The organism is Rhodanobacter sp. K2T2 (assembly GCF_013408815.1).
In the GTDB taxonomy this organism is placed as follows: Bacteria; Pseudomonadota; Gammaproteobacteria; order Xanthomonadales; family Rhodanobacteraceae; genus Rhodanobacter.
Genome location: NZ_JACCCA010000014.1, coordinates 32,050 through 53,782 on the forward strand (window position 1 = coordinate 32,050; position 21,733 = coordinate 53,782).

Below are 21,733 nucleotides of genomic sequence, written 5' to 3' on the forward strand. Positions count from 1 at the left end.
ATTCAAGCTGGATCGGCGACAGGTGCTGGCAGAATCCCCACCACCTGCAAACCACCGCCTGGCAGATTGTCGGCCTGCAGCGATATCGTATCCGCATCAATAGTCGGCAGGCGTCAACTTGAGCATCGAGTGCGCCGCCCAGGTCTTCGGCAACCACTGCAGAGTGCGAGTCATCCAGGCGGTCTGCCATGGGAAAGGAGCGTCCAGCGTCTCCCGCTCCATGGCTTTGACGATATGACGTGCGCAGACCTGCGCCGATATTTCGAACGGTGCGGGAATGCCGTCGTTGGCGGTGCGCTCGGTCGCGATGAAACCGGGATAGATCGAGGTAAATCGCACGTTGTGACTTTTCAGCTCCGCTCGGCAGGTATCGAGCAGGAGCCGGCATGCGGATTTCGCGGCCGAATACGGCCCCTGCATCGGCACGCCCAAAAACCCCGCCAGAGAATTGGTGTGGGCGATCAAGCCGCCTCCCGAGTTCTTCATGTGGGCGATCAGAGGAACAAGATAATTGACGGTGACATCGTAGTTGATGCGCATGCAGCTCTTGATGGCCGCGGCAGAAGCGGTGGCCATGTTGCAGGCTGGCCCTTCACCGATGTTCAGCAGAGCGGCGTCGATCTTGCCGAACTCGGCGATGGCGCGCCTGACGGCTTCCTGTGCCGCCTTTTCGTCGAGTGCATCGGCAGCGACGACCAGGCAGCGGCTGCCCAGCGACCTGACCTCGTCAGCCACCTGCTCCAGCTCAACGAGTCGCCGCGCGGTAATGACAAGTTTCGTGTCGGCCGTAGCCAGCAGTTCCGCCACGCAGCGCCCGATACCCGCGGATGCGCCAGTGATGAAAATGGTCTTGCCTCGCAGCTTCATGGCGATGGCCTTGCTAGCGAACCAGCGCCTTGACGACGAAGTCGGCCAATTTCCCGTAAGGCGGCTTGATGCGGTCGCTGATCGGCCACGCGGCCTGTGTAAGAACCGGCATGGCCTTGCTGAAGGTTTTGAATCCTTCCAACCCGTGATAATGCCCTATGCCGCTTGCACCCACGCCACCGAAGGGAAGATCGCTAACCACGTTGTGCAACAGCGTTTCATTGACGCTTACCCCACCGGCCACGATATTTTCCAGCACGCGCTCTATTTCCGCTTTGTCGCGGCTGAAGATATACAGCGCCAGAGGACGATCGTGCCGGTTGATGTAGTCGATCGCCTGCTCGATGTCTCGATAGGTTTTGATGGCGAGAATCGGACCGAAGATTTCCTCTCGCATGATCAGCGCATCGTCGTCGGGGTCGAGTACCAGCGTCGGCGGCAACACGCGATCGCGGGCCGCCCGATCAGAATCACACGGTTCGACCAGCGTCCGAACCGTCAAACCCCTTTGCCTTGCATCGGCCAGATAGCCGCACAAACGCTCGAACTGGCCGGCATTGATCACCCGCGTGTAGTCGACATTGTCATCGATGACGCGATAGCGCTTTGCGACTTCGTCCGCGATCGCTTCCAGCAAATCATCGCGCCTGCTCTCATGCACCAGCACGTAATCTGGCGCGACGCAGGTCTGTCCGGCGTTGTAGAACTTGCCGGTCACCAGCCGGCTGGCGGCCCTGGACACATCCACGTCGCGGCCGACGATGACCGGAGATTTTCCACCGAGTTCGAGGGTCACCGGGGTAAGATTCGCCGCCGCAGCCAGCATCACCTTGCGTCCCACCGCCGTCGACCCGGTAAACAGCAGATGGTCGAAGGGCAGCTTGGCAAAGGCGTTTCCGACCTCCGCCCCGCCCAACGCCAGCGCCACGCGATCGGCAGGAAAAACGGCAGTGAGCAGTTCGCGAAGAAAATCGCTGGCGTGCGGCGTATGTTCGGACGGCTTGAGAAAGACATGGTTGCCCGCGGCGATGGCAGTGGCCAGCGGAATCAGCGCAAGACTGATCGGATAGTTCCACGGTGCGATAACGCCGACCACGCCGAGCGCCACGTAGCGCACCTGCGCTCTGGCCGGCCACAGCCGCCAGCCCACCGATCGACGCTGCGGGCGCATCCAGCGACCAAGGTGCGCCAGCATGTGATCGATCTCGGCCAGCACGGTCATGCCTTCGCCAAGCAAGGTCTCGTGACGCGAGCGATGGCCGAAGTCCGCCGACACCGCCTGGGCCATCGATTCGAGTCGTGCCTTGAGAGCCGATCGCAGTCGGTTCAAATCGACTCTTCGTTGCTCATGCGAAGGACGATGAGCCATCCATGCGCGACGCAACGACTGAAAGGTCTGGTCCAGCGCCAGGGCGTCCGTATCTGCTCGAAGGTTCATTGACGTTCCATGAAAAACGACGAGGCGGCCACGTTCAAAAGCTGTAGCTCGCCTCGACACCGAACATGCGTGGCGGCGTGATCGAAGCGAACGGCGTTCCCAGCGTGGTTGCCGTGAGGTTGTTGATCTGGCTCACGTAGCGCTTGTCGAAAATATTCGTCGCGAAAGCGGCAAAAGCCCACGGCTGCTTCGGCGCCGACCAGGCCACCCGCACGTCGGTGCGGTTCTGCGCGGTACCTAACTTGAACGCCGGCGTGACCAGACACTGCGCCTGCGCCACCGAGTCGCTGTTGCAGCGGGTTTTTCCGCGATAGGCATCCTGCACGGTAGCCACGACATTGCCGCCGTAGATGTCGTGCCAGGTGTAGTCGAAGCCACCGGCCACCGTCCACAGCGGTTCGCCCGTGGGCTGGTTGGAAATATTGGTGCCATCGGGTGCGATGTAGTGCTGGTAAGTCGAGTCGATATACGCCGACGTGAAATTGAGCTGCAGCGCGTCCGTGGCCTGCCAGTGCACCTCGGCATCCAGGCCGGTCGCCACCTGATTGCTCGTGGTCACCACATAGAGCGGCAGCGCGCCGTTGCCGTTCGCCTCCAGTGTCAACGACTGCAGGTTGTCGTAGCGGTAGTGGTACACCGACGCATCCAACAGCAGGCGCGACGCCGGGAAATACGCTTTGATGCCGGTCTCGTAGTTCCACACTGTTTCCGGCTCATAGTGGGATGCGGGCAGCTGACCGTTGTAACCACCGGCCTCGTAACCCTTGGAGACGGACCCGTAGACCATGATGTCGGGGCTGATCTTGTAATCGAGCAGCACACGCGGGCTGGTATCGGTCCAGCTGTTGCTCACTCTCAGCGGCGCCTGCGTCGCGGCGGGACTGTTGAATTCGAGGTTCTGCTGGAAGGTCGACAAGGGCACGCCCACCGCGTTGAGAAATGCGGCAACAGCCGGCTCGTTGAGCGTGGCATCGAGCGCGGTCGCCGTGCGCGTGGGGTTGTACCAGCTGAAGTCTTTCTGGTCCCGCGTGAAGCGCACGCCGGTGGTGAGGTTGAGCGTATCGGTGAGGTGCCAGATGACGTCGCCGTAGGCCGCTCGAGCGGTCGACGTGCCCTTGTTGTACATGGTCTCCTGCCACGGGTCGCCGAGAAAGTTGGCGGGTATGCCGAAGGCCGGAAGCACCTGGCTCAGAAAACCGTACAGCGATCCGTCCGGCGAACCCTGCACCGGCGATACGTGCTTGATCAGCGTGTCGATGCTGGTGGTGGTGAAGTCCAGTGGCGTCGCCTGGCTGGCGTTGTCGTGGTAGTAGCTGATCCCCGCCACCCAGTCGGCCACACTGGTTTGACCGGAGAGTTTCAGCTCCTGCTCCCAGCTGGTGTTCTTCTCGATATTGACGTCGTCGACGTAGAGCTCCGGCTGATTGGTGCCGTCACCATCCTCGCGGTTGAACGTGGAGAAATGCCGATAAGCCGTGATGGCACTGAGCGAACCGAACGCAAAATCGTGATTCACGAAAAGGCTGGTGCCGTCGAAGCTGCGCTTCTCCAGCGCGCCGCCGACGACGTCGTTGTACAAGGGTGTCTTGCGCGGATCGAGGTAGGTATTCGGGTCCGGCGGAAACGTCGGCAGCCCGGGCGATGCGGGTATCGGCACAATGCCGATGGCCGGTCGCGCCGGCTGATTCAATTTTTCGTGCTCGTAGACCAGCCGCACTTCGGTGCCGTCGGGCACGTTCCAGCGCAGCTGCCCGCGTATGCCCCAGTCGTCGTTCTTTTCATAGTGCTGACCGGTCGCCGCGTCGCGCAGCCAGCCGTTGCTCTGGTTATCGACGAAGGTGATTCGACCGGCCACATCCTTGGAGATCGGCAGGTTCAAAAAGCCGTCGGTGTAGTGCAGCCCGTCACTGCCCAAGCGCTCGCGTATCTGGCCGCCGAAGGTATCGGTGGGTTCGTTGGTCACCACGGAAATGGCGCCAGCGGCGCTGTTGCGACCTAGCAGTGTGCCTTGTGGCCCCTTCAGCACTTCGACGCGTTGCACATCGTTGAAGACCAGCAGAGCGCCACCGGTTTTACCGGTGTAGACGCCGTCCTCGTAAATGCCGATGGGTGAATCCGTGCCGATGCCGACGTCGGTCACGGCGATGCCGCGCAGCGAATATTCCGGCTGTGTGGGCTGCTCGGCATTGATGTACAGCCCGGGAATATAGCCGTTCATCTTGCTCAGATCGGTCGCCTCGATCGCGTTGATCTGCTTGCTGGTGACGATCTGCATCGCGATCGGCACGTCCTGTACTTCCTGCGTACGGCTTTGCGCCGTGACAGTGACGTTGCCCAGCGATTTCGCGTCCGCGACCTTGGGCACCGGCGATGCCTTGGCATTTGGCGGGCTATCCGACGCGGTTTCAACGGGCGTCGTCTGCGCCAATGCGCATGTGCCGATGGCGCCGTAAAGAACGACGCCACCACTCAGTGCAAAACGAAGGCATGCAGCAAGACGATTATTAGACTCTGACATTAGTTCGATCCCCATCGAATGAAGCGCCAACGCCGATGGCACAACTCCCCAATCCTTCGTTGTACATTCGGCCCATCCACATCCACCGCCATAGACTGACGCGAAGCGCTGTTCTATGGTGGGGACTAATTCGGCCAATACGGATTCGAAGATGCCGCGCAGAAAGCTGGAAGTTCGGCAGCTTGTCCCTGAAATATCGCCTTACACGCTGGTTGCACTGATGGGCCTCGTGGCCACGCTGGGCGTCGAGCCCGAGCGACTGTGCGAAGGCATGCCCTTCAACAGCCACGACCTCACGATGGGCATGCTGGCCTCCAATCGGCAGGCATGGCGAATGATACGCCGCGCCATACGCCTCACCGGGCGGCCGGACCTTGGACTGGAACTGGGACAGTCGCAAAAGCTCAGCGACTTCGGTCTGACCGGGGTGGCCATACCCGTCCAGCGTACCTTTGGCGAGGCGGCTGCGCTGGCCATGCTCGATCAAAACCAGAACGGCAGTCTGGTCACGCAGCATCTGGTCTTGAACAACAAGGACGGTTTCGCCGTGCTGATCGGCGAGCCGCGCATTCTGGATGCCAGTCTGCAGCCGTTTCTGGTGGAAGAAATGTTTGCCAGCGCCCTGATGGTGGCGCGTGCACTGCTGGGCGCGGATTTTTCCGTGGCCCGCATCGAGTTCGCCTACCCGCCTCCCGCTTACGTCGAGCGCTATCAGGCGCTGTTCGCCTGCCCGATGTCCTTCAACTGCCGACAGAACCGCGTATTCATCGACCGACGGTGGCTCGATGCGACGCTTCCAGGCGCCTCCTCGGTGATGGCCGCCGAACTGGCGGATTTGATCAAGCGACGTGCCGACGCCGACGCCGTCCCTGCCGACATTGCCAAAACCGTGGAGGCGCTGCTGATCCGGGAGGATCGTGTCGCCTTCAGCATCACCAAGACAGCCCAGGTGCTGGACCTGAGCGTGCGGACTCTGCGACGTCGCCTGGAAGAAGCAGGCACATCGTTTCGCGAGCTGAGCGATCGCGCGCGCGCGCGCGTGGCGCTGGAATTGTTGAACTCGCAAACCTTGTCCGTGGCGGCCATCAGCCAGCGGCTGGGCTTCAGCGACGCGCGCGCCTTTCGCCGCGCATTCAAGCGCTGGCAGGGTCAGGTTCCAGGCATGCTGCGCCACCGCGCCGGCACTACGCGTTAGAGCCTGTTCACGCTCTCTCCGCGCCCCGCGCCGGGAGCTGTTTGCGCGCAGGCCAGGGAAGAACGAGTGAGTTGACGTCGGTCCACGACCGAGTGATGACGCAGGAATGCGGGCAAACAGACCCGGCCCGCAGGGTTGCGAGGTACGGGGAGAGCGTGAACAGGCTCTTAGATTTGGCCTCGCCGGACCCTATGCCTGATCCGCGCCGACGGTGAGACTAAAGCCAACGTCGAGGCTCGGGAATAAGGCTCTTGTTGACTACCATCAAAACATCGGCGCGGGACACGCGAAGCCTCGGGACGCCGTGGAAAAACTGGTCGGGCTCGCAGGTCGCGCATCCATCGCTGCGCGCGATGCCGTCGTCGGAAGCCGAACTCTCGCTGCTCGTGCAGCAGCAGGCTCGTGTCCGTGTGGTCGGTGCGGGCCACTCCTTTACACCGCTGGCCGCCACCGACGACTGCATGATCTCGCTGGACCGGTTGTCCGGACTGGTGGCGCACGACACGGTATCGCACCAGGCCAAACTGTGGGCCGGCACGCGGCTGTTCGACTGTGGTCCGCTGCTGCAGTCCGTCGGTCAGGCGTTGCCCAACATGGGCGATATCGATCGACAAAGCCTTGGTGGCGTGATCTCCACGGCGACGCACGGAACGGGAATGGGCCTGCCCTGCATTGCCGCGGGTGTCACCGAACTGCGTCTTGTGACTGCCGATGGAAGCGTGCTCAGCACGAGTCCGCAGCGCGACGCCGACGTGTTTCATGCGGCAGCCGTATCGCTCGGCGCGCTGGGCGTGATCTCGCAAGTTACCCTGCAGAACGTCGCGCCCTTTCGTCTGCGCGAGCGCGTGGACGTGGTGCCGCTCGATACCGTTCTTGGCGATCTGCAACGCTGGAAGCATGAACATCGCAGCTTTGAACTCTGGGCTTTTCCGTATAGCCGTCAAGCCATCGTCAAGACGCTCGACATCACCGACGAGCCGCCGCAGATGCAAAAAAAAGGCGGCGATGCTGCCGATGGACTGCTGCGCCTGTGCAGCGAGCTGACGCGCATGTGGCCATCGCTGACGGCACCGCTGCAGAAGCTGGTCGGCCGATTCGTCAGTCCGACCTTGCGCATCGGGGATTCCTGGCGCATCTACCCCAGCGAACGGCATGTGCCGTTCAACGAAATGGAATATCACGTGCCGGCAGACGTCAGTGCCGAGGCACTGGATGAAGCCTGCCATGTGTCCGTGAACAGCCGAACCGCAGGCTTTTTCCCGATCGAATTTCGTTTCGTGGCGGGCGACTCGCACTGGCTCAGTCCCTTTCAGGGAGGCGGCCGCGCCTCGATCGCCGTACATCAGTATTACAAACAGGATTACCGCCCGCTGTTCGCCGCCGTGGAACCGATTCTCAGGCGTTACGGCGGACGGCCGCACTGGGGCAAGCTGCATACGGCGACGCATCGGGACCTGCTCCATATGTATCCGGATTTCGGCCGGTTTCTAAAGCTGCGCGCCGAACTGGATCCGACGGCCAAATTTCTGAACCCGTACCTGCAAAAGATTTTCGGGCTGGTGCACGCGTGACGACGGCGCACGACGTCTACTTTTCCGGCTTGCAGCGCGCGTTGAAGGACGCGGGCATCGCATGGCCGGTGATCGTGCTGGACCGCGCACGCATGATGCGAAACGCTGCGCGTCTCAAGGCATGGATCGCGCCGGATAAAACGCTGCGACTGGTGGAAAAATCCTTGCCGGTACCGAGCATGCTGGATCGGCTGATGCAGGCCACGCAGACGTCTGCGTTGATGGTTTTTCACGAGCCGCAGCTGCGCCAGACCGCGGTACGATTCCCGCACAGCGACCTGCTCCTCGGCAAGCCCATGCCGGTTGCCGCCGCCGCGCACTTCTATGCGCATCTCGGTGCGACGACGTTCGACCCGGCGCGGCAGCTGCAGTGGCTGATCGACACGCCGCAGCGGCTGGCGCAGTATCTCGACTTGGCGCGCGGACTTGGCGTGCGCCTGCGCATCAATGTAGAAATCGACGTGGGCCTGCATCGCGGTGGCTGCGCCACGCCGAGCGAACTGGCAAGCATGCTCACGACGATCCACGAGCATCCCGATCAGGTCGAGTTTGCCGGGCTGATGGGTTACGACGCCTTCGTCGGCAAACTGCCCGCCGTGGTGGAGTCCAGCGCGACCAGCTTCGAACACGCCAACAGCACCTATCGCGCGTTTCAGGAAGCGGCCCGTTCGGTGTATCGCGAGCTGCCGCCGAGTGTCTGCTGGAACGGTGCCGGCAGCCCCACGGTGGCTTTGCATCGACAAAACCGATCGCCGCTCAACGATATCAGCGCGGGGTCGTGCCTTCTCAAAGGCACAATGTTCGACCTTCCGCTGCTACGCGATTTCGAGCCGGCGGTGTTCATCGCCTCGCCCATACTGAAAGCCATCGAAGGCTCGCGGTTGGCAGGCCCGCCCTGGCTCTCCACCCTGCTGTTTGCCGGACGCAAGCAGCGTCAGCAAACGTATTTCACCTACGGCGGCGACTGGCGCGCCAGGATCGAGTCTCCGCCTCACGTCGCGGAAAACAAATACTTCGGCGTCAGTTACAACCAGGCGATGTTTTCCGGTCCGAGTGACGAGCGGCTGGCCGTCGACGATTTTCTGTTTTTGCGCCCGCACCAGTCGGAAGGCACCCTGCTGCAGATGGGGCCGCTGCAGGTATTCGAAGACAGCCGCATCGTCGACGCGTGGTCGCCGTTCACCGAGTGATCGCCATCACCGAAGCATCTCGCTTGCCGAATCGTCGCCCGTCACATCACGAGCGACTGACGGCGTAGGCGCCACGTCAGCGGAATCGTCGCGGCGGAGAACGCGATCATCAGCATCAGCGCATATGCTGGACGGTCGATCAATGCCTGCACGCCCATCGCGATGATCAGGCTGCCGGCATTGCCCGCCATCCACACCAGGGCGGTGGCGGTGCCCACGCGAGGACCGGCGCGGCGCTCGGTCAGATCCAGAATCACCGGCATTCCCGCCAGCAGAAACAGGCCGTAGGTCGGCATCGCGACGAGCCCGACCAAAGTGCCTGGCGCCACGACCAGCGCCAGCATGGCGATCACCCCGACCGCACCGGACAAGAGCAGCAGCTGAAACTCGCGCTTTTTCCGGGACGCCAGTGCCGGTAAAAACGACACGCCGACGATGCCCGCCACGATCAGTCCGATGAGCATGGCTCCGGCAGCGGCAGGGCTCACGCCCGCCGGTTCGAGAATGGCCTCAAGCCAGGTCAGCAGCGCGGTGAAAACGCCGATGCCGATAAACGACAGCAGGGTGATCGTGCGTATGAAACCGTCGGCCCACAGCGATGTGAGCGAAGCCCACGCCGGCAGCGACTGCTCGGTCGAACGGAACGCGCCGGGCTTGCGCAGGCTTGCCGCCAGCGCCACCGCGGCAATCACCGCATACAGCGTGCTGTAGCGAACCAGCAGCGATGTTTGCGTCGGCTCGGAAAGCATCGCGCCCATCATGATCGCCGCCAGCTGGCCGACGTAGACACTGGCCATCGCCACAGCCAGCCCGAGCTGGCGGCGACGCTCTTCCAGATAGTCGCTGGCCACCAGGGTGACGCCGTTGAGAATCAGCGGCTGCCCGATCGCGCAGATCAGCTGGCCGGCCAGTGCCCAGGCGTACGTGTCGTCGACCATCCGCAGCGCGGCTCCGCCCGCGATCAGCGCGGCGCCCAGCAGCAGCCCCGATCGAAAGCGGCGATCCAGCAGAAATCCGGCCGGTATCGCGAACAGCACATACATCAGCGGAAACACTTCACTGAGCCAGCCGATGGCTTCCACCGAGGTGCCGTAATGCGCGGCCGCGGTCGTCGTGACCGGCGCAAAGACAAGTTGCAGACTCATCGCCGCCGACGCCGCCAGCGCGTAGGCGCCGATCACCGACCAGGCGTTGTGCGAACCCACCGCGGCGGGAACCTTCGTCGCTATCGACATCGGATCAATCCTCGGCAAAGACATCGTGCAACGGCATGCGTGCCAGCGCGTCCTCGTCGACCGAGCCACAGATCAGCCATTCGCCTACCTCGCACGCGCTGGTGATTTTCCAGAAGGCACTCTGGCCGCGATGCTGCACGTTGGCCACCAGCTTGCCCTCCAGGCCGAACGCCAGCACGATCCCGTGGCGCGCGGGTTTGGGCTGAATCGCGGCCGGCAAGTTGGCGATGATTCTACGAATCAACGGTCGCTGCGATAGCGAATCCAGCAGCGCATTGCGCGGCGCGGCGATGGCCAGCCAGAAACGATCGCGACCGTTGAAGCTGATGTTGTCCGGAAACCCGGGCAGATTGTCGACAAACACGTCGGCCGTTCCGGCCTTGGGGCCTTTCAGCAAGTAGCGCTGCACGCGGTACTGCCCGCTCTCTGCCACGAGCACATACGCATCGTCCGGGCCGAGTGCCACGCCGTTGGCGAACTGCAGCCCCTTCATCAGCACGCTGGTTGTGCCTGTGGCGCAGTTGTAGTGAAGCAGGCGGCCATGACCGCCGTGTTCGATGATGTCGACCGTATCGTATCCGACACCCCACTTGCTGGAGGAGTCGGTGAAATACACATGCGCGCCGGCGGCGTCCACAGCGAGGTCGTTGGTAAAGCGGTACGGCAAGCCCTCGGCCTGCGTGCTGAGTACGTCTATCGAACCGTCGGGGTCGATACGCAGCAGCCCGCGCAGCGCGTCGGCCACGAAGACCGTGCCGTCGTCCCGCGGTGCCATGCCGAGCGGACGGCCGCGCGTATTGGCCAGCGTTTCAAATGTATCGTCGCGCAGACGCGAGCGAACCACCCGACCGTCCCCATAACCGACCACGATCCGCCCGACGCCATCTACCGCCACGCCCTCCGGGCCGCTGCCCTCGATCGGATAAAAGCGCTGCAGCCGCTGCAGCCGCCGGTTGATCGCATACGGTCCCCGGTCGAGCGATGGCGCTGGCGGACAATGCCACGCGACCGGCCTCACCGGCTGTCCCTTAGCCATGACGCTTTTTCCTCAGCGCGGCCTGCACGCGTCGCCCCTTCGCTTCGGCGTGGTCGACCATCAGCCGCATGATGCCGGTGGTGGCACCGAACAGGCGCAGAAACTGCCCGAAGCCGGCGGGCATCACGACTTCGCTCGGTTGATCGTGTACGGCCTGCGTGATCTTCGACGCGACGAAATCCGCGCTCACCGATTTTTCGGAAAAAGCCAGTGCGGTGGAGTCGTCGCTCAATTCCTGCTCGAGCATGCCCGTCTCGGTCGAGGGCGGATGAACGATGGAAAACTTCAGCGGCCCCTTGCGCTCCTCCAGCGCCAGCGTGTGATGGAACGCGCGCAGCGCATGCTTGGTACCGGCGTAGCTGGCCATCCCCGGCATCGGCAGAAAGGCGGTCATGCTGCACACCGTGACAAAGTGCCCGCTGCCCTGAGCCTGAAAGCGCGGCAACGTCTGCTTCATGCCGATCAATGGGCCCAGATAGTTCACCTCCAGCGTACGGCGATGCTCGTCGATGGAAACGTCGCGGACATACCCGGTATGGATGATGCCGGCATTGTTGATCAGCACATCCAGACGGCCAAAGCGGGACCACACCAGGTCGAGCGTGGTGTTCCATTGCTCGACCGAGCGAATATCCAGTGGGACGGCCAGCGCCTCATGACCGACGTCCGCCGCTACGTTTCGCACGCGCTCAGCGTCGATGTCGGCAAGAACGATCTGGTGCCCCTCATCGGCGAGCCTGCGTGCGGTGGCCGCGCCGATGCCGCTGCCGGCACCCGTAATGAGCACCACCTTTCGAACCCTGGACTGCATGCATTCCCCTTCCGCTTTTTCGCCATGCCGAGCATAGGCCTTTGCGAAGGAACCGTTTCGGCCAAAACGCGGCAAGCCCGCCGCAGGCGATTACCGCGGGTCTAGTATGCGAACGGTCGAAATCGAATAGGGAAACGTCATGTCTGCATTGCCGCCACAAAACACATCCAGTGCGAAGATCGACGTATCGGCACAGGAGTGGCGGCTGCGTGTCGACTTGGCCGCCGCCTACCGGCTCGTCGCCCTGCACGGATGGGACGACCTGATTTTTACGCACCTGACCGTGCGCCTGCCCGGGCCGGAGCACCACTTTCTGATCAATCCCTACGGCATGTTGTTCGACGAGATCACCGCGTCGTCGCTGGTGAAGATCGACCTGGCCGGCAACAAGGTTTCCGAATCGCCGTATGAGATCAACCCGGCCGGCTTCACGATCCACAGCGCCGTTCATGCTGCGCGCGAGGATGCGCAGTGCGTCATGCATATCCATTCGCTCAACGGCATTGCCGTGTCGGCACAGAAAGACGGTCTGCTGCCGATCTCCCAGCAGTCGCTGTTCGTCCTTGCATCGCTGGGCTACCACGGCTACGAAGGCGTGGCGCTGAACGCCGAAGAAAAGCCGCGTCTGGTCGCCGATCTGGGCAACCGCGTTTTTCTGATGCTGCGAAACCACGGCCTGCTTACCGCGAGCGCCACTGTGGCCGACGCTTTTCTGGCGATGTACATCTTTGAAACGGCGTGCGCCATCCAGGTGAAGGCCTTGAGTGGCCATCGCGAGCTGATTTCCATCGCGGCGCCGATTCTCGCCGGCATCCAGGCGCAGGCGGCACAGGTGACCCGTGGCCTTGGTGGCGCCCTGGTCTGGCCGGGCCTGCTGCGCAAGCTGGATCGGTGCAACCCGGGCTACGACCAGTGACGCGGACGCAGAACAGCAGCTGGACGCGATCACGGCGCCGCGACGATCGCCGCCGCGAATGACCGCCGAACCCGGCAACTATCTCACGCTGTGAGACGACGTATCCGTTCAATGAGGCACGCCGCCAGGACTTGCCCATGAACGCCCAGCTCGATCGTTACCATGCCGCCGACTCACTTGTGCTCCGAGGTCCCAGCGACGGGCGCACGCTGGCGCAGCGGCTGACCAAACGCTATGCGGCGAGAATCACCGGCGCGTTTGTCGTGCCCGGTTGCGAGGGCTCCTACGCGCCGCTGCCGGACGATCTGCCCGTGGCGCTGGCCGAGGCACTTCGATCGCGCGGCATCGATCGGCTCTACAGCCACCAGGCGCAGGCGTGGGCGGCGACACAGGCGGGCGATCACGTGGCGGTGGTGACGCCGACCGCTTCGGGCAAATCCCTGTGCTACACCCTGCCCGTCATCACCGCCGCCATGACCCAGCACGCCAAGGCGCTGTACCTGTTTCCGACCAAGGCGCTGGCGCAGGACCAGGTCGCCGAGCTGCTGGAGCTGAACCAGGCCGGCGAGCTTGGCGTCAAGGCATTCACCTTCGATGGCGATACGCCGGGCGACGCGCGCCAGGCGATCCGGCTGCACGGCGATATCGTGGTCAGCAATCCGGACATGCTGCACCAGGCGATTCTGCCGCACCACACGAAGTGGGCCCAGTTCTTCGAGAACCTGCGCTATGTGGTGATCGACGAAGTGCATACGTACCGCGGCGTGTTCGGCTCGCACGTGGCCAACGTGATCCGCCGGCTGAAGCGCGTGTGCGCGTTCTACGGCGTGCGTCCGCAGTTCGTTCTCTGCTCCGCCACCATCGGCAATCCGAAGGAGCATGCCGAGGCGCTGATCGAAGATGTCGTCACTGCGATCACCGACAGCGGCGCGCCGACCGGCGACAAGCACGTGCTGCTGTGGAATCCGCCGGTGGTGAACCCCGACCTGGGCCTGCGCGCCTCGGCGCGCTCGCAGACCAACCGCATTGCGCGGCTGGCGATCAAGTCCGGCATGAAGACGCTGGTGTTCGCGCAGTCGCGCACGATGGTCGAAGTGCTGACCAAGTACCTGAAAGACGTGTTCGACAACGATCCGCGCAAGCCGGCGCGCATCCGCGCCTATCGCGGCGGCTATCTGCCAAAGGAGCGCCGCGCCGCCGAACGCGAGATGCGCGCAGGCTCGATAGACGGCATCGTCAGCACGTCGGCGCTGGAGCTGGGCGTGGATATCGGCAGCCTGGATGTGGTGGTGCTCAACGGCTATCCGGGATCGGTGGCGTCGACCTGGCAGCGCTTTGGCCGCGCCGGCCGACGGCAGCAGTCGGCGCTGGGCGTGCTGGTGGCCAGCAGTGATCCGCTCGATCAATACCTGGTGCGGCACCCGGAATTTTTTCAGGGCGCGTCGCCGGAGCACGCGCGCATCCAGTCGGATCAACCGCTGATCCTGCTCGACCACATCCGCTGCGCGGCCTTCGAACTGCCCTTCATCGGCGAGGAGATGTTCGGCACCGAAGTGGCCGCACCGTGGCTGGACGTGCTGGCCGAGGAAGGCGTGCTGCATCGCGAAGGCGATCGCTGGGAATGGATTGCCGACAGCTATCCGGCGATTGCGGTATCGCTGCGCTCCGTCGCCGACGGCAATTTCGTCGTGGTCGACCGCACCAACGGCCGCCAGACGATTATTGCCGAGGTGGATTTCAGCGCCGTGCCGGTGACCTTGTACGAAGGCGCCATCCACATGATCCAGTCGGTGCCGTATCAGGTCGAGCGGCTGGACTGGGATGGCCGCAAGGCCTATGTCACGCGCACGCACGTCGACTACTACACCGACGCGATCGACTACACCAAGCTCAAGGTACTCGATTGTTTCGACACCTCGCACGCGGGCTGCGGGCAGGCGCACCATGGCGAGGTGCACGTGGTGCGCCGCGTGCCGGGCTACAAGAAGATCCGCTTCTACTCGCACGAAAACATCGGCTACGGCTCGGTCAACCTGCCCGACCAGGAGCTGCACACCACGGCAGTGTGGTGGCAGCTGGCGCAGGACGTGCTGGGTGCAGCGTTCGAGGATCGCCAGCAGGCGCTGGATGGCTTTCTCGGCGCCGCGTACGCCCTGCATATCGTGGCCACCGTCGCGGTGATGGCCGAAGCGCGCGATCTGCAGAAGTCCGTTGGCAGCGGCGACGGTGCGTGGTTCGTCAGCGCCGATATCAACGGTCGTGGCCAGCTGCGCGGCGTCGACGGCCAGCCCACGACGCTGGCGGCCGATGCGCCGTTTACGCCGACGGTGTATCTCTACGACGCGTTCCCGGGCGGCATCGGCCAGAGCGAGCCGCTGTTCGATCGACGCGAGGATCTGATCGCGCAGTCGGTCACGCTGATCGAACGCTGCGACTGCCGCGCGGGTTGCCCGGGCTGCGTCGGGCCGGTGCTGGCCGCGGATGAAGAGACCGCGACCACGCCGAAAGCGCTGGCGCTGCGCGTGCTGGCGCTGCTGGTCGCGCTATGAGCGCACTCGCAGGCAAACTGCGCCAGCTGCGCGCGCAGAGTGGCCAGGTAACGGCGTCACCCGTGGCGGCAAGGCCGGCCATGCCCGCCAACGTGCGCAACCTGCTGCTTCGCCATGCGCAGATAAAACAGCAGGGGCCAGCACGACTGGCCTCGCGCGATCGCGACGTGGCCGGCGACGAGATCGCGCCGGGCCTGCGCTACACCGAGGCGCGGATGGACTGGCTGCAGCCGCCGACGCTTATCGATGCCGCGTTCGCACGGATGGAGCCGATGCATCACGACAGGCTGCTGCATTTCGACACCGAAACCACCGGGCTCGCCGGCGGCACCGGCACACGCGCCTTCATGATCGGCGCAGCCGACTGGATCGACGGTCGCTTTCGCATCCGCCAGCTCACCATCACCAGCATGGCGGCGGAGACGGCCATGCTGCGTACCTTCGCCGGCTGGCTCAGCGACGACACCGTGCTCGTGAGCTACAACGGCAAATGCTACGACGCCCCGCTGCTGGCGACGCGCTATCGGCTGGCGCGGCTGCCCAATCCCTTGCACGGGCTCGCCCATCTCGACCTGCTGCATCCGGTACGACGACGCTGGAAAGGCGTGTGGGAAAACTGCCGGCTGGCCACCGCCGAACGGCAGCTGATCGGCGTGGTGCGCGAAGACGATCTGCCTGGCGCCGAAGCCCCCGCCGCTTGGCTCACCTACCTGAAAGGCGGCTCGGCCGCCAACCTGCGCCGCGTTGCGCATCACAACGCACAGGATTTGAAGAGCCTGGCCGGCGTGTTGATCCAGCTGTCGAATCTCGGCGAGATTCCGCCGCCGCGGCGCGTGCGGAAAGTCGCCTGAGAGGTAACGACGTCGTTAAAGCTCCACCGGTTGATGCGTCTGCATCGACTGCCGCAGCGCAATGGCAATGCGCGTCGCCTCGGCCGCGTCCTCCAGGGTGAGATCGAATGGCGTGTCGTCCAACACGGCATCGACGAAATGCACGCACTGCGCATGAAACGCATCGCCAAAGCGTTCGAAGAAGCTCGGTGCGGAGAGCGCGCGAACGCCGTAGGCGTCGGAAATTTCCACGCGGTCCATGCGCGGATTGCGGCCCACGCTGAGCTTGCCGCCGGTGCCGATAATGTCGGTGTGGGTGTCGTGGCCGTGGGCCTGCGTGCGCGAGGCGTGGAACATCGCCACGCAGCCGTTTTCGAATTCGCAGATGGCCACGCCGTTGTCGATATCGCCTAGCGCCTTCAACTCGTCATAGACCGCGACCGTGCCGGCGGCATATGCACGAACCGCCTTGGGACGACCCAACAGCCAGCGCGCCAGATCGACGTCGTGCACGCTGCAGTCGAGGAACAGGCCGCCGCTGGTGGGCGCGAACTTGACGAAGGCGCCGCTGGGATCGAGCAGGTCGGCGGTCTGCGAATACACCATGAAAGGCTTGCCGATGGCGCCCTCCTCGATCTGCGCCTTGGCATCGCGGTAGCTGGCATCGAAGTGGCGCACGAAGCCGACCATCGCACGCAGCTGCGGATAGCGCGCCGCGTGCGCCACCGTGCGCTGGCAGGCCTCCAGCTCCAGCGACAGCGGCTTTTCGCAGAACACGTGCTTGCCGGCATCGAGCGCCAGCTCGATCTGGTTGGCGTGCAGCGAGGTCGGCGTGACCAGGAACACGGCGTCGAGCGCGGGATCGGCCAGCATCTGCGCGTAGTCGCTGTAACTTTTTTCGATACCGAGCGCGTCGCGCGCCCAATCGATTTCTTCCTGCACCGGACTGCAGACGGCTGCCAGACGCGCACGCGGCACGTTACGCGCCAGGTTTTCCGCATAGCGACGGCCCAAGCGACCCAGTCCTGCCAGGCCGATGTTGAGAGTTTTCTGATTCATGCATGCACTCGATAAATTCATTCGGTGAAGTGGCGCGCGAGCCGCGCCACCGAGCTAGCAACACGCGGCAAGCGGACAGTTCACGGGAAACCAGACATCTCCGTTTCCCGTTCCCTGTTCCAGAGCTCTTAGATAGAGCACTCCAGCGCCTTGCCCTCCTTGAACGAGCGCGTGGCCAGCTCGGCCAATTCCAGCGATTTGATGCCGTCGGCGATCGTGGTGCGTACGGGCGTACCGTCATTCAAGGCATCGAAGAAATGCGCGATTTCCAACGCGTAGGCATCGCGGTAGCGCTCGAGGAAAAAATGCTCAGGCTTGTCGGTGCTGATGGACTGCTCGCCCCAAGCCACCACTTGGGTCGGACGCACATTGCCGGCCTGCAGCAGACCCTTGCTTCCCAGCACTTCGAAACGCTGGTCGTAGCCGTAGGCGGCGCGGCGCGAGGTATTGATCTGGCACAGCCCGCCGCTCTTGGTGCGAATGGTGACTACGGCCTGGGTGATATCGCCCGCGGCGGCCACTTCCGGAAAGCCGAGGCTGCCGCCGGTGGCGTACACGCTCACCGCCTCACCGCCGAGAATCCAGCGAAAGATGTCGAAGTCGTGGATCAGCATGTCCTTGAACACGCCGCCGGAGCGCTCGATGTACGACACCGGCGGCGGCGACGGATCACGGCTGGTGATGACCAGCATCTCGGCCTCGCCGATCTCGCCAGCCTCGAGCCGCGCCTTCAACGCAGCAAAGGTCGGATCGAAGCGGCGCTGAAAGCCGACCATGCAGACCACGCCGGCTTTTTGCACTGCCGCCTCGCACTCGCGCGCGCGCTGCACATCCAGATCGACCGGCTTCTCGCAGAAGATCGCCTTGCCGGCAGCGGCCGAACGCAGAATCAGATCGGCATGCGTGTCGGTACTGGAGCCGATCACCACGGCGCCAATGGCCGGATCGTTCAAGGCCTCTTCCACCGACACGACCGTGCCGCCGAGCTCGGCGGCCAGCGCTTCGGCCGATGGCGCATGCGTGTCGACCACGTATTTCAGCTTGGCCTGCGGGTGACGCGCCACGTTGGCGGCGTGGATCTTGCCGATACGGCCGGCGCCAAAAACGGCTACTTCAATCATCGTATTCTCCAGGGGGGGTGGTTTCTTCAACGGTCAGTTCGAGCTTGTAGGCCAGCGCAACGAACAGCGCCTGGCACAGGCAGATGGTGCTGGTCAGCGCACGAAAGGCGAACGCGCTGCCCTCGCGCACTTTCAGCAGGACACTCGCATGGCGGGCCAGCGGGCCCATGCCGCTTTCGGTAATCGCCAGCACCTTGGCCTTGTGCTGGCTGGCGATGCGCGCGCAGTAGAGAGTTTCTTTTCCGTACGGGGGAAAGCTGATCGCGATCAGCACGTCGTTCTTGCCGATGCTGCGCATCTGCTCGCGGTACATGCCGCCGAGACCGTTCACCAGCAGCACGCGCTTGTGCGTGTGCTGCAGGGCGTAGGCGATATAGCTGGCAATGGAAAACGCGCGACGCACGGCGACCACGTAAATCGTGTCGGCCTTGACCAGCAGATCGACCGCATCCTCGAAGCTTTTCGCATCGAATTCGTTGGCCAGCTCATCGAGCCCTGCCCGGCTGGCGTCAATGAAACGCAGCGCCATCTGCGCGGGCTGCATTTGTTCGGGCCCATCTTCGATTACCCGGCGAATGCGCTGCTGGTAACTGCGCGCGGGTGTTACGTGTGCGGTGTGTTCGCTGCGGAACACCGCCTGCATCTCGCTGTAGCCGGAAAAATCGAAGCGTTGCGCAAAGCGCACCACTGCAGAGGCATGCACGCCGGCGCCCTCAGCCACCTCGTTGACGCGCTGGAGCATGATGTTGGCACGCTGCTCCTCGACATAGCGCGCCACGTTCTGCTGCTGCCGCGGCAGCGCATCGAACTGCTCGGCAATGCGCTGCATCAGTTGTTCCACACCGCTGGTTTTTGTCATGTGTCCTTACCCAAGAGCCACCGCGTCGCGTCGCGGCAAGGTGCCTGTTATGCATCGAATGGAATATTTATTCCACTTTTTTTTATTGTGCAATGCAAATTGCAAATTGAAAAAAGGGGGTCCATCCTCGCCCCAGCTTCGCACCGCCTCGCCTGTCAACAGGCATGGCCCGATCTGAACCGAGCCGGCTAACCCGGCCCACGCGACTGGAGAGTGGTATGCAACTTCGGAAAATTTCCCTCTGCTTGGCAACCCTGCTGGCCGGCATCACTCTGGCGCCGGCGCTGATGGCAGCGGACGGCCCGCACGCCAACGAGCGCTACGTGATGGTCAGCCACGGCGCCGATTCCGATTCCTGGTGGAACACGATCAAGAATTCCGTGAAACAGGCCGGCGACGATTTCGGCGTGCAGGTCGACTACCGCAACCCGCCGAACGGCGACCTGGCCGATATGGCCCGCCTGCTGGAACAGGCCGCCGCGCGCAACTACGACGGCGTCGCCTACGACATCGCCGACTACGACGTGCTGGCCAAGCCCGCGGCGCGAATCACCGCCAAAGGCATTCCGACCGTTACGTTCAACTCCGGCACCATCGAGGAGAGCAAGAAGCTCGGCGCCATCATGCATATCGGCCAGCCCGAGTATGCCGCGGGCAAGGCCGCAGGCGAGCGCGCCAAGGCGCTAGGCATCAAGTCCTTCGTCTGCGTGAACCACTACGCGACCAACCAGGCCTCGTTCCAGCGTTGCAAGGGTTTCGCCGATGCGATCGGTGCGGACTTCAAAAGCTCGATGATCGACAGCGGCATGGACCCGACCGTGGTCAACAGCAAGGTCACCGCCTACCTGCGCAATCATCCGAAGACCCAGGCCATTCTCGCACTCGGTCCCAACGCCGCCGAGCCGACCGTGCAGGCCCTCAAGGCGATGCATTTGAACGGCAAGATCTACTTCGGCACCTTCGATCTGTCGCCGGGCATCATCAATGCGATCAAGGACGGCACGATCAATTTCGCCATCGATCAGCAGCCGTACCTGCAGGGTTATATGTCGATCGCCGCCGTGGTCATCGCGCACGAAGACAAGACTACCGACAAGGACAAGATCATCGCCACGCTGAAGGCTAATCCGAAGTTTCAGATGCGCCTGAAGATGTATGGCCTGTCGCCGGTCTATAACGCCGACGGCGTCAGCTCAGGCCCGGCTTTCGTGACCAAGGACAACGTGGCCACCGTCGAGAAATACGCCGGCCAGTACCGCTAAAGCGCTTCGACCGGCCGATCGTCTTGCGGCGATCGGTCGGTCAATAGCCGCACACATCATCCCTCGCGCAAGCGCCGGAGACTTCATGAGCACCACGACTTCCGATATGGCCATGACCCTCGCCAAACCCATTCCCTCGAACGCCAGCATGAAGCCGCCTGGCGCCGATCAGTCCGCGCCCAGCGATGAGCGCGTGCGCCGCATCTCGCCCTGGCGAGCCTTGTTGAATCGACCCGAGCTGGGCTCCATCGCCGCCACCGTTCTGGTGTTCATATTTTTCGGCGTTTTCGCCGGCGACTCGGGCATGTTCAATCTCGACGGCATCATGAACTGGTCGCAGGTTGCCGCGTATCTGGGCATCATCGCCGTCGGCGCCTGCCTGCTGATGATTGCCGGCGAATTCGACCTTTCGCTGGGCTCCATGATTGGCTTCGCCGGCATGATGATGGCGGTGCCCTCGATGTTTTTCGGCTGGCCGATGTGGCTGGCCGTGCTCTTCGCGTTCGGCGGCTGCATGGCGCTGGGCTGGTTGAACGGCTATCTGGTGATGCGCACCAAGCTGCCCAGCTTTATCGTCACGCTGGCTTTCATGTTCATCCTGCGCGGTCTCACCATCGTGCTGTCGACGCAGTTCGCGGGCAGCACCATCGTCAGCGGCGTGGGCGACAAGATTGCGCAGGATCCGATCACGCACGCCTTGTTCCAAGGCACCGCGCTGCAGGGTCTGTTCACCTGGATGGCGCACGCCGGCATCATCGACAAACTGCCTAGCGGCGAGCCGGTGGTTGCCGGCCTGCCGAAGGTGCTGCTGTGGTGGGCGCTGGTGGCCTGCGGCGCCGGCTTCGTGCTGTCCAAAACGCGTTTCGGCAATTGGATCTTCACCGTCGGCGGCGACGCCAACGCGGCGAAGAACGTCGGCGTGCCGGTGCGCCGGGTCAAGATCAGCCTGTTCGTGCTCACCGCGTTCTGTGCCTGCCTGTTCGCGGTGCTGCAGGTATCCGATGTGGGCTCGGCGGCTTCCGATCGCGGCCTGCAGAAAGAGTTCGAGGCGATCATCGCTGCGGTCATCGGTGGCGCCCTGCTCACCGGCGGTTATGGCTCGGTGCTCGGCGCCTGCTTCGGCGCACTGATCTTCGGCGTGGTGCAAATCGGCATTTCCTACACCAACGTCAATTCCGATTGGTACCGCGTGGTGCTGGGCGCGATGCTGCTGCTCGCGGTGCTGTTCAACCATTACATCCGCTCGCGCGCAACGACCGGCAAGTGAGGATCGACT

At 63.5% G+C, this 21,733-nt stretch carries 17 protein-coding genes; 8 read left to right on the forward strand and 9 right to left on the reverse strand.

The genetic code is table 11. The features are described from left to right. Nucleotides 1–96 precede the first annotated feature (96 nt). From HDE78_RS18400 to HDE78_RS18410, 3 genes are read right to left on the reverse strand one after another with little or no spacing between them, the layout of a single operon-like run. Nucleotides 97–867: an SDR family NAD(P)-dependent oxidoreductase gene (locus tag HDE78_RS18400; protein WP_179482204.1), complete on the reverse strand. Its 771-nt coding sequence runs from the start codon at nt 865–867 to the stop codon at nt 97–99. A 13-nt stretch (nt 868–880) separates the two neighbouring features. Then, the gene (locus tag HDE78_RS18405) at nt 881–2,305 is read right to left on the reverse strand and encodes a coniferyl aldehyde dehydrogenase (protein ID WP_179482205.1); all 1,425 of its coding nucleotides are present in this window, start codon (nt 2,303–2,305) and stop codon (nt 881–883) included. A gap of 34 nt (nt 2,306–2,339) precedes the next feature. Continuing rightward, on the reverse strand, nt 2,340–4,670 hold the full coding sequence (locus HDE78_RS18410; RefSeq protein WP_345776083.1) for a TonB-dependent receptor: 2,331 nt from the start codon (nt 4,668–4,670) through the stop codon (nt 2,340–2,342). Nucleotides 4,671–4,974: 304 nt separating this feature from the next. On the opposite strand from HDE78_RS18410, the gene HDE78_RS18415 reads away from it, so the two are divergent. From HDE78_RS18415 to HDE78_RS18425, 3 genes are all read left to right on the forward strand, one after another. Next, nucleotides 4,975–6,018 carry an AraC family transcriptional regulator gene (locus HDE78_RS18415; RefSeq protein WP_179482209.1) on the forward strand — a complete coding sequence of 348 codons (1,044 nt, stop codon included), beginning with the start codon at nt 4,975–4,977 and terminating at the stop codon, nt 6,016–6,018. A 254-nt stretch (nt 6,019–6,272) separates the two neighbouring features. Continuing rightward, nucleotides 6,273–7,589, forward strand: a complete 1,317-nt coding sequence (locus HDE78_RS18420) for a D-arabinono-1,4-lactone oxidase (RefSeq protein WP_184504732.1) — start codon at nt 6,273–6,275, stop codon at nt 7,587–7,589. Further along, entirely contained in the window at nt 7,586–8,779 is a 1,194-nt protein-coding gene (locus tag HDE78_RS18425) for an alanine racemase (protein WP_179482213.1), read from the forward strand. Before HDE78_RS18420 ends, HDE78_RS18425 begins: the two co-directional genes overlap by 4 nt. 41 nt (nt 8,780–8,820) lie before the next feature. Here HDE78_RS18425 and HDE78_RS18430 read toward each other — a convergent pair whose 3' ends face one another. The 3 genes from HDE78_RS18430 to HDE78_RS18440 are packed head-to-tail and all read right to left on the reverse strand — an operon-like array spanning nt 8,821 to nt 11,861. Next, entirely contained in the window at nt 8,821–10,014 is a 1,194-nt protein-coding gene (locus HDE78_RS18430; protein WP_179482215.1) for an MFS transporter, read from the reverse strand. A gap of 4 nt (nt 10,015–10,018) precedes the next feature. Then, nucleotides 10,019–11,050 carry an SMP-30/gluconolactonase/LRE family protein gene (locus HDE78_RS18435; protein ID WP_179482217.1) on the reverse strand — a complete coding sequence of 344 codons (1,032 nt, stop codon included), beginning with the start codon at nt 11,048–11,050 and terminating at the stop codon, nt 10,019–10,021. Beyond that, complete coding sequence (locus HDE78_RS18440; RefSeq protein WP_218862537.1) at nt 11,043–11,861, reverse strand: SDR family oxidoreductase; 819 nt, start codon at nt 11,859–11,861, stop codon at nt 11,043–11,045. Before HDE78_RS18440 ends, HDE78_RS18435 begins: the two co-directional genes overlap by 8 nt. 139 nt (nt 11,862–12,000) lie before the next feature. On the opposite strand from HDE78_RS18440, the gene HDE78_RS18445 reads away from it, so the two are divergent. The 3 genes from HDE78_RS18445 (at nt 12,001) to HDE78_RS18455 (ending at nt 16,177) form a co-directional block, all read left to right on the forward strand. Beyond that, nucleotides 12,001–12,777 (forward strand): class II aldolase/adducin family protein, encoded by a 777-nt coding sequence (locus HDE78_RS18445; RefSeq protein ID WP_179482219.1) that lies wholly within the window; start codon nt 12,001–12,003, stop codon nt 12,775–12,777. A 137-nt stretch (nt 12,778–12,914) separates the two neighbouring features. Beyond that, a complete protein-coding gene (locus HDE78_RS18450) occupies nt 12,915–15,326 on the forward strand; it encodes a DEAD/DEAH box helicase (protein ID WP_179482221.1) in 2,412 nt (803 codons plus the stop codon). Then, nucleotides 15,323–16,177, forward strand: coding sequence for a ribonuclease H-like domain-containing protein (locus tag HDE78_RS18455; protein ID WP_179482223.1), 855 nt, complete (start codon nt 15,323–15,325; stop codon nt 16,175–16,177). Before HDE78_RS18450 ends, HDE78_RS18455 begins: the two co-directional genes overlap by 4 nt. A 15-nt stretch (nt 16,178–16,192) precedes the next feature. On the opposite strand, the gene HDE78_RS18460 is transcribed toward HDE78_RS18455, so the two are convergent. From HDE78_RS18460 to HDE78_RS18470, 3 genes are all read right to left on the reverse strand, one after another. Further along, nucleotides 16,193–17,215, reverse strand: a complete 1,023-nt coding sequence (locus tag HDE78_RS18460; RefSeq protein ID WP_179482225.1) for a Gfo/Idh/MocA family oxidoreductase — start codon at nt 17,213–17,215, stop codon at nt 16,193–16,195. A 128-nt stretch (nt 17,216–17,343) separates the two neighbouring features. Continuing rightward, nucleotides 17,344–18,336, reverse strand: coding sequence for an inositol 2-dehydrogenase (gene iolG / locus HDE78_RS18465; RefSeq protein ID WP_179482227.1), 993 nt, complete (start codon nt 18,334–18,336; stop codon nt 17,344–17,346). Continuing rightward, entirely contained in the window at nt 18,329–19,195 is an 867-nt protein-coding gene (locus HDE78_RS18470; RefSeq protein WP_218862539.1) for a MurR/RpiR family transcriptional regulator, read from the reverse strand. The genes iolG and HDE78_RS18470 overlap by 8 nt, the downstream gene beginning before the upstream one ends. Nucleotides 19,196–19,413: 218 nt before the next feature. Between HDE78_RS18470 and HDE78_RS18475 the strand changes: the two genes are divergently transcribed. Together HDE78_RS18475 and HDE78_RS18480 are read left to right on the forward strand one after the other, a co-directional pair. Then, on the forward strand, nt 19,414–20,457 hold the full coding sequence (locus HDE78_RS18475; protein WP_179482229.1) for a sugar ABC transporter substrate-binding protein: 1,044 nt from the start codon (nt 19,414–19,416) through the stop codon (nt 20,455–20,457). A gap of 85 nt (nt 20,458–20,542) precedes the next feature. Continuing rightward, on the forward strand, nt 20,543–21,724 hold the full coding sequence (locus tag HDE78_RS18480; protein WP_218862541.1) for an ABC transporter permease: 1,182 nt from the start codon (nt 20,543–20,545) through the stop codon (nt 21,722–21,724). The last annotated feature ends 9 nt before the right edge of the window (nt 21,725–21,733 follow it).

Coding starts and splice junctions, on each gene's coding strand:
- HDE78_RS18400 (WP_179482204.1), bottom strand. CDS start 867: ATGAAGCTGCGAGGCAAGACCATTTTCATCACTGGCGCATCCGCGGGT.
- HDE78_RS18405 (WP_179482205.1), bottom strand. CDS start 2,305: ATGAACCTTCGAGCAGATACGGACGCCCTGGCGCTGGACCAGACCTTT.
- HDE78_RS18415 (WP_179482209.1), top strand. CDS start 4,975: ATGCCGCGCAGAAAGCTGGAAGTTCGGCAGCTTGTCCCTGAAATATCG.
- HDE78_RS18430 (WP_179482215.1), bottom strand. CDS start 10,014: ATGTCGATAGCGACGAAGGTTCCCGCCGCGGTGGGTTCGCACAACGCC.
- HDE78_RS18435 (WP_179482217.1), bottom strand. CDS start 11,050: ATGGCTAAGGGACAGCCGGTGAGGCCGGTCGCGTGGCATTGTCCGCCA.
- HDE78_RS18440 (WP_218862537.1), bottom strand. CDS start 11,861: ATGCAGTCCAGGGTTCGAAAGGTGGTGCTCATTACGGGTGCCGGCAGC.
- HDE78_RS18445 (WP_179482219.1), top strand. CDS start 12,001: ATGTCTGCATTGCCGCCACAAAACACATCCAGTGCGAAGATCGACGTA.
- HDE78_RS18450 (WP_179482221.1), top strand. CDS start 12,915: ATGAACGCCCAGCTCGATCGTTACCATGCCGCCGACTCACTTGTGCTC.
- HDE78_RS18455 (WP_179482223.1), top strand. CDS start 15,323: ATGAGCGCACTCGCAGGCAAACTGCGCCAGCTGCGCGCGCAGAGTGGC.
- HDE78_RS18460 (WP_179482225.1), bottom strand. CDS start 17,215: ATGAATCAGAAAACTCTCAACATCGGCCTGGCAGGACTGGGTCGCTTG.
- iolG (WP_179482227.1), bottom strand. CDS start 18,336: ATGATTGAAGTAGCCGTTTTTGGCGCCGGCCGTATCGGCAAGATCCAC.
- HDE78_RS18470 (WP_218862539.1), bottom strand. CDS start 19,195: ATGACAAAAACCAGCGGTGTGGAACAACTGATGCAGCGCATTGCCGAG.
- HDE78_RS18475 (WP_179482229.1), top strand. CDS start 19,414: ATGCAACTTCGGAAAATTTCCCTCTGCTTGGCAACCCTGCTGGCCGGC.
- HDE78_RS18480 (WP_218862541.1), top strand. CDS start 20,543: ATGAGCACCACGACTTCCGATATGGCCATGACCCTCGCCAAACCCATT.